A 6,103-nucleotide genomic window follows, 5' to 3' on the forward strand; every position below is an offset into this window, starting at 1 on the left:
GGCCGAACAGCTGCGCCTGGACGGCCGCCTGGCCGACCATCTCGCCCGCCGCCTGCCTGAGCGCCACGAGGTGCGCAGCGATGGCGCCCTGTTCGACTATGTGCAGGCGCTCAAGGCCCGCCACCTGCGCAATGCCGAGCCGCTGAATTTCGTCGGCTATGACGCCAAGCTGCGCGTGCTGCAGCAGGCGCTGGGGACGCACACCCGCCGCACCCAGGTGCAAGGCTCAAAGCTGAAGATGCGCCGCGAGATCCGCGTGGCCACGCTGTTCAAGGAGGCGCCGGCCGCGCTGCTGCGCATGATCGTCGTGCACGAGCTGGCGCATCTGCGGGAGCTGGAGCACAACAAGCCCTTCTACAAGCTCTGCCAGCACATGGAGCCGGACTACTTCCAGCTGGAGTTCGACCTGCGGCTCTATTTGATGAACCAAGAGGAGTCGAAATGATCCTCTTGGCGCCCATGGAAGGGCTGTTGGATCACATCTTGCGCGATGTGTTGACCCGCGTCGGCGGCGTGGACCGCTGCGTGTCCGAGTTCATCCGCGTGACCGACCAGTTGCTGCCCGGCCGCGTGTTCACGCGCATCGTGCCGGAGCTGAGGAACGGTGGGCGCACGGCAGCCGGCGTGCCGGTGCATCCGCAGTTGCTGGGTTCCGACGTGACCTGCCTGGCCGAGAACGCCGGGCGACTGGCCGAGCTGAAGCCCGAGGGCATCGACCTGAACTTCGGCTGCCCGGCCAAGTGCGTCAACCGCCACCGTGGCGGCGCCGTGTTGCTGGACGAACCCGAGCTGATCCACGAAATCGTCTCCGCCGTGCGCCGTGCGGTGCCGATGGACGTGATGGTGTCCGCCAAGATGCGCCTGGGCTATATGGATGACAGCCGCACGCTCGAAGTGGCCCGCGCGATTCACGACGCGGGCGCCCAGGAGATCGTCGTGCATGCCCGCACCAAGGCTGATGGCTACAAGCCGCCGGCCTACTGGGAGCGCATCGCCGCCGTGCGCGAGGCCGTGCCCATCACCATCATCGCCAACGGCGAGATATGGACCGTCGAGCATGCCGAACTGGCCCGCGAGCGCAGCGGCTGCGAACACCTGATGCTGGGCCGCGGCATGGTGGCCGACCCGGGCCTGGCGCTGCGCGTGGCGGGCAGGCGCGCCGAGCCGGTGCCGTGGGCCGAGCTGCTGCCGCTGATGCAGGTCTTCTTCGACCAGGTCCGTGCCACGGTCGCTGCGAAGCATCAGGGCGGTCGACTCAAGCAGTGGCTGCACTACCTGAAGCGCGCCTACCCCGAAGCCGATGCGGCCTATGCCGAGCTGCGCACCGTGAACTCGGCCGACGATTTGGCGACGCGCCTGTTCGCTGCCTGAGTCACAGCTCGAAGGCCGCGCGCATCGCGTCGGACAGCTTCATGCGCCGACCTTCCTGCGCGAGCCGTTCCATGTCCTCCGTGCTGAACCGCTCCGCCAGCCCTGCCGCGAGCATCGCGCGGTCGGCGGCCTCGTTGGGCTGTCGCTGCATCTGCCCGTGAGCCTCGAACTCCCGGTCCGCCGCGCCGGCCAGTTGCGCGGCCAGCGCCGTGCGGCCGGCTTGCAGATGCAGCAGCGCCAGCGCGTCCAGAGACACCCACAGTTGGTCATCCACCGCCAGCCGACCCAGGCGAGCTGGGGCTTGCCGCGCCACCTCGCGGGCGCGCTCGAACCGGCCCTGTGCGACCAGCGCGCCGATCAGGTTGCCCATGATGGTGGCCAGGCAGGCCAGGTCGCCGGCATCGCCCGGCTCGGCCAGCAGCGCCTCGCCCAGCTGCACGGCCAGGTCCAGCTCACCGGCGGCGCGGGCCTGGTCGGCCAGGTTCAGCCGGGCGCGCATCACGCCGGCGTCGAAGCCACCACGCTCGCACAGCGCCAGCGCCGCCTGGTAGCAGCGCCGGGCCTCGTCATGCCGGCCTGAGGTCAGGTGCAGCACGGCTTCGGTCGTCAGGCCGCGCTCCAGCACGGCAGCCGGCCAGCCGGGGCTTTCCAGCGTGCGCGCGGCGGCCAGTGCGGCGCGGGCTTCGGGGCCGTCGACGCGCCAGTTGAAGGCGTGTTCCACCAGCGACAGGTATTCGCCTCGCTCGTCGCCCAGCTCGCGGTACAGCCGGGCGGCGCGCTCGGCGGCGTCGCGCGCCAGGCCCGGGTGGATGGCGCTGTGACAGCGCGCGCAGGCCGACCAGAAACGGGCCAGCTCCGGCTTTGCAATGGTGGTGTCGTCCGCCAGCCGCGCGGCCAGCGCCAGCGCGTGCGGGCGGGCCTGCGTTGCGCGGGGCATCCACAGCGGCGCGGCGGCGCCGAACAGGGCCACGGCGCCGGTCAAGTCGTGCTCGCCGGCCCATGCCAGCGCTGCCCACAGCCCGGGCAACTCGGGTTCATAGCGCGATTTCCAGGCGGCATACGGCAGCCGCCATGACTCTTCGTAGGCGTCGTCCAGCAGCCAGCGCAGCCCCCCACAGTGGCGGGCCTGGGCCAACGCCGTCTCGCCGGCGGCGGCGAGCTTGTCCAGCGCGAAAAGGCGCATGGTTTCCAGCAAGCGCAAGCGCCGCTGCGCCGTGCCGCGGTCGATGCTGACGAGGGACCGCTCGACCAGGCTGAGCACTGTGGCCACCGCGGCTGCGGCGGGCAGCTTGTCGTCGGCCAGCACCAGGGCTGCGCCTTCCAGCGAGAAGCTGCCCGGGAACACGGCCAGGCGGCGCAGCACGAGGCGTTCGCGCTCGGCCAGCAATTCGTGCGACCAGCTCAGGGCTTCGGCCAGCGCATTGCGGCGCGACGGGCTGCGCGCATCGCTGGGAGCCAGCAGCGTCAGCCGCTGGTGCAGCCGCGCGGCCAGGCCGTCCAGCCCCAGCACATCCAGGCGCGAAGCGGCCAGCTCGATGGCCAGCGGGTTGCAGTCCAGCGCCTCGCAGATCTCCTCGGCCCGGTGGCTGACGCCCGCTTCGGCCGCGCCGGTGCGCGCGGCCAGCAGGCGCACGGCGTCGGGCAGGGGCAGCGGCTCGAGGCGGTAGACGCGTTCGCCCTGGGCCTGCAGCGGCAGCTGGCTGGTGATGAGCAGGCTGACCCGCTCGGTGTCGCGCACCAGCGTCGAGACGAGCTCGGCGACATCCGCGGCGCGGTGCTCGGCGTTGTCCAGCACGATCAGCAGGGCCAGCGCCGACAGCTTGGCCGCCAGCGTCGCGAGCGGGTCCGGGCCGGGTGGCAGGCCCAGCGCGCGGGCCACGGCGGCCGCGACGGGCTCGTCCTCGCGCAGCAGCGTCAGGTCCACCCACCAGGCCCCGTCGGCGTGGTCGCCGCGCAGGCTCAGCGCGAGCTCCTGCGCAAGCCGCGTCTTGCCGACGCCTGGGCCGCCGCACAGCGTGACGGCCGGCTGGTCGCGCAGCAGGGCCTGCAGCTCGCCCAGCTCAGTCTCGCGGCCGATCAGCGGCGGCAGACGCACCGGCAAACGGCCGCGGGCACCCAGGCCAGGCTCGCTGGGCGCGGCCTCGGCCACATCCAGCACCGGCAGCGCGAAGCGGTAGCCAAAGCCGGGAATGGTCGTGATGGCCTCGGCGCCGAGCAGCTTGCGCAACACGCCGACCTGCACGGCGAGGTTGTTCTCCTCGACGACGACATCGGCCCAGACGCGCCGCAGCAGCTCGTCCTTGGCCAGCAGTTGCCCGGCCTTCTCGACAAACGCGACCAGCAGCTCGAAGGCGCGCGCCGTCAACGCCACCTCGGCGCCGCGGCGGAACAGCAGGCGCTCGGCCGGGAGCAGCTTGTAGTCGCCGAAGCGGAATCGGTTGGTGGACATCGAGGGGTCGAATTTAGCCAGATTTCATGCCGGCTAAAGGACGTCGCCCACTCCCTGGAAAGAGGATGGCGTCAGGCCGGTCGACTTCCGGCAGGCCCGCTTCAACAGGAGTTCCCCATGCCCAAGTACGTCATCGAAAGAAACATCCCCGGCGCCGGTCAGCTCACGGCCGAGCAGTTGCAAGGCATTTCCGCCACGTCCTGCGGCGTCCTGCGCGACCTGGGCCCCAGCATCCAGTGGGTGCACAGCTACGTGACCGACGACAAGATCTACTGCGTCTACAACGCGCCAGACGAGGCCAAGGTGCGTGAGCATGCGCGGCTGGGTGGCTTCCCGGCAGACCAGGTCAGCCAGGTGCGCTGCATCATCGACCCGGTGACKGCCGAGGTCTGAGCTTCAGTATTGGAGCTTGGGGTACCAATCGGTGCCCCGCCCCTCGGGCGTGAGGTCCAGCACGGACCACAGCGACGCGACGTCCGGCGCATCGCGCGGGTCCTGGCCGGGGTCGCCCATGGCCTTGGTCATCTCGCTGGCCCAGAACAACCTGACCTGCTCGCCGTCGCGCCTGAACACCACGAGGGCCGGGTACTCGCTGCCGTCGGGCTGCAGGATGCCAAGATCTTTGGCGTAGTCGTCGCCGACGGTCTGCACGAAGTTGAGGTCGCGCCAGCCGCGCTCTTGGGCGAAGGCGTATTGCCGCTCGACCGGCGAGCGGCCGAGGATCTTCAGCGCCACGCGCTGCTTGATGTCGGCGGCATTGCCGTTGACGGCGCCCAGCCAGTTGGTGCACATCGGGCAGGGGCGCTCGCGTTGCGGACCGTACATCCAGAAGTAGGTCACCAGCGTGTCCTTGTCGCCGAACAGCTCGAGCAGGCTGACGTCGAAGGCCTGCTCGTCCTTGAACTTGTAGGGCTTGGCGATCACCGGGCCGGGTGGCAGCGCGCGCCGCTGCTCGGTCAGGCGCGTCATGTGGCGACGGAACTCGATCTCCTCGGCGAGCAGGGCCTTGCGGGCCTGCTCGTAATCGGCAGAGGCGCCGGGAAAGGGTGTCTTGGCCCGGGAGGCCAGTTCGGTGGCGGAGGTCAGGTCAGGCATGCGGTGTCTCCGGCAACTGTGCAACGGGCTGATGTTGTCCGGCCCGCTCCGCTGGCGACATCGGTCTCGGCCACGCGCCTGTGCAGGCCTGCACCTACAGCGGCACAGGTCCTGGTTGCGGGCGTGCGCCGCCTCATCGACCCGGCCATGACGGCAGTCTGACGCAACGGCGCAGGCCAGGCCGCCCGCTGTCCACCGAGTTGGGGACGGCACGGGCGGCCTGCCGACCGCAAACTGCGGCGCATGACTGCGATGTCCTTCGACGAGCTGCGCACGCTGAGCCAACTGCTGGACGAGGGCCTGGAACTGGCGCCCGCGGCGCGCCCGGCCTGGCTGGCGGCGCTGCCCCTGGGGGCGCTGCGCGAGCGTTTGGCGCAGATGTTGGATCGCCATGACGCCGGGGAGCACGAGGGCTTCCTCGCTGCGCTGCCAGGCCTGGCAGAACCGCTCGCTCTGCGGGCGGGCGAGCGTGTCGGGCCCTATCGGCTGCTGCGTCCGCTGGGCCGCGGCGGCATGGGCGAGGTGTGGCTGGCCGATCGGGCTGACGGCCTGTTCGAGCGCCAGGTGGCGCTGAAATTGCCTCGCGGGCACTGGGCTGACGGCGAGGCCTTTGCCCGGGAGACCGGTCTCGTCGCCCGCCTGGAGCACCCGCGCATCGCGCGTTTGTACGACGCCGGCCTGGAGCCCGGCCCCGACGGCCAGTCGCGGCCGTATCTGGCCATTGCCTACGTCGAGGGGCGGCCGTTGGACGAGGCGGCCGCCGGACTGGCGCTGCCGGCGCGGCTGCGCCTGTTCGTGACGATCGCCCGCACGCTGGCGTATGCCCACGGCCGCCTGGTGCTGCATCGCGATCTGAAGCCGGCCAATGTGCTGGTCGACGCCGAGGGCCGGCCGCATCTGCTGGACTTCGGTATCGCCGCCGTGCTGGGCGTCGTCGGCCCGGGCGCGCCGCCGCCGGCCTGCACGCCGCGTTACGCGGCGCCCGAGTTGCTGCTGGGCGGTGAGCTGAGCGTGCAAGTCGACGTCTATGCACTGGGCGTCATGCTGGGCGAGTTGGTGGCAGAGGCGGGCGATGCCGACCTGGCCGCTGTCGTCGCCCGCGCCTGCGCGACGGAGCCGGGCCGGCGCTACGCCAGCGCCGACGCGCTTGCCGACGAGGTCGAGCGTTGGCTGCGTCAGGAGCCGGTG

6 protein-coding genes are annotated in these 6,103 nt (G+C 71.1%); 4 read left to right on the top strand and 2 right to left on the bottom strand.

Translation table 11 applies throughout. The features are described from left to right. Together AC1DU6_RS17150 and AC1DU6_RS17155 are read left to right on the top strand one after the other, a co-directional pair. Positions 1-445, top strand: a 445-nt coding sequence (locus AC1DU6_RS17150) for a YgjP-like metallopeptidase domain-containing protein (protein WP_477858509.1), incomplete at its 5' end; no start/stop codon positions are given. After that, complete coding sequence (locus tag AC1DU6_RS17155; RefSeq protein ID WP_457324147.1) at positions 442-1,371, top strand: tRNA dihydrouridine synthase; 930 nt, start codon at positions 442-444, stop codon at positions 1,369-1,371. The genes AC1DU6_RS17150 and AC1DU6_RS17155, both read left to right, overlap by 4 nt. Before the next feature lies 1 nt (position 1,372). On the opposite strand, the gene AC1DU6_RS17160 is transcribed toward AC1DU6_RS17155, so the two are convergent. Then, positions 1,373-3,820 (bottom strand): ATP-binding protein, encoded by a 2,448-nt coding sequence (locus tag AC1DU6_RS17160; RefSeq protein WP_457390892.1) that lies wholly within the window; start codon positions 3,818-3,820, stop codon positions 1,373-1,375. A gap of 117 nt (positions 3,821-3,937) precedes the next feature. Between AC1DU6_RS17160 and AC1DU6_RS17165 the strand changes: the two genes are divergently transcribed. Beyond that, positions 3,938-4,213, top strand: a complete 276-nt coding sequence (locus AC1DU6_RS17165) for a DUF4242 domain-containing protein (RefSeq protein ID WP_457324911.1) — start codon at positions 3,938-3,940, stop codon at positions 4,211-4,213. A 3-nt stretch (positions 4,214-4,216) separates the two neighbouring features. Here AC1DU6_RS17165 and AC1DU6_RS17170 read toward each other — a convergent pair whose 3' ends face one another. Then, on the bottom strand, positions 4,217-4,915 hold the full coding sequence (locus tag AC1DU6_RS17170) for a DUF899 family protein (protein WP_457390894.1): 699 nt from the start codon (positions 4,913-4,915) through the stop codon (positions 4,217-4,219). A 243-nt stretch (positions 4,916-5,158) separates the two neighbouring features. Here AC1DU6_RS17170 and AC1DU6_RS17175 point away from each other — a divergent pair. Then, a partial coding sequence (locus tag AC1DU6_RS17175; protein ID WP_477858511.1) for a serine/threonine-protein kinase occupies positions 5,159-6,103 on the top strand: 945 nt, incomplete at its 3' end.

This window comes from Roseateles sp. P5_B10, from assembly GCF_056400485.1.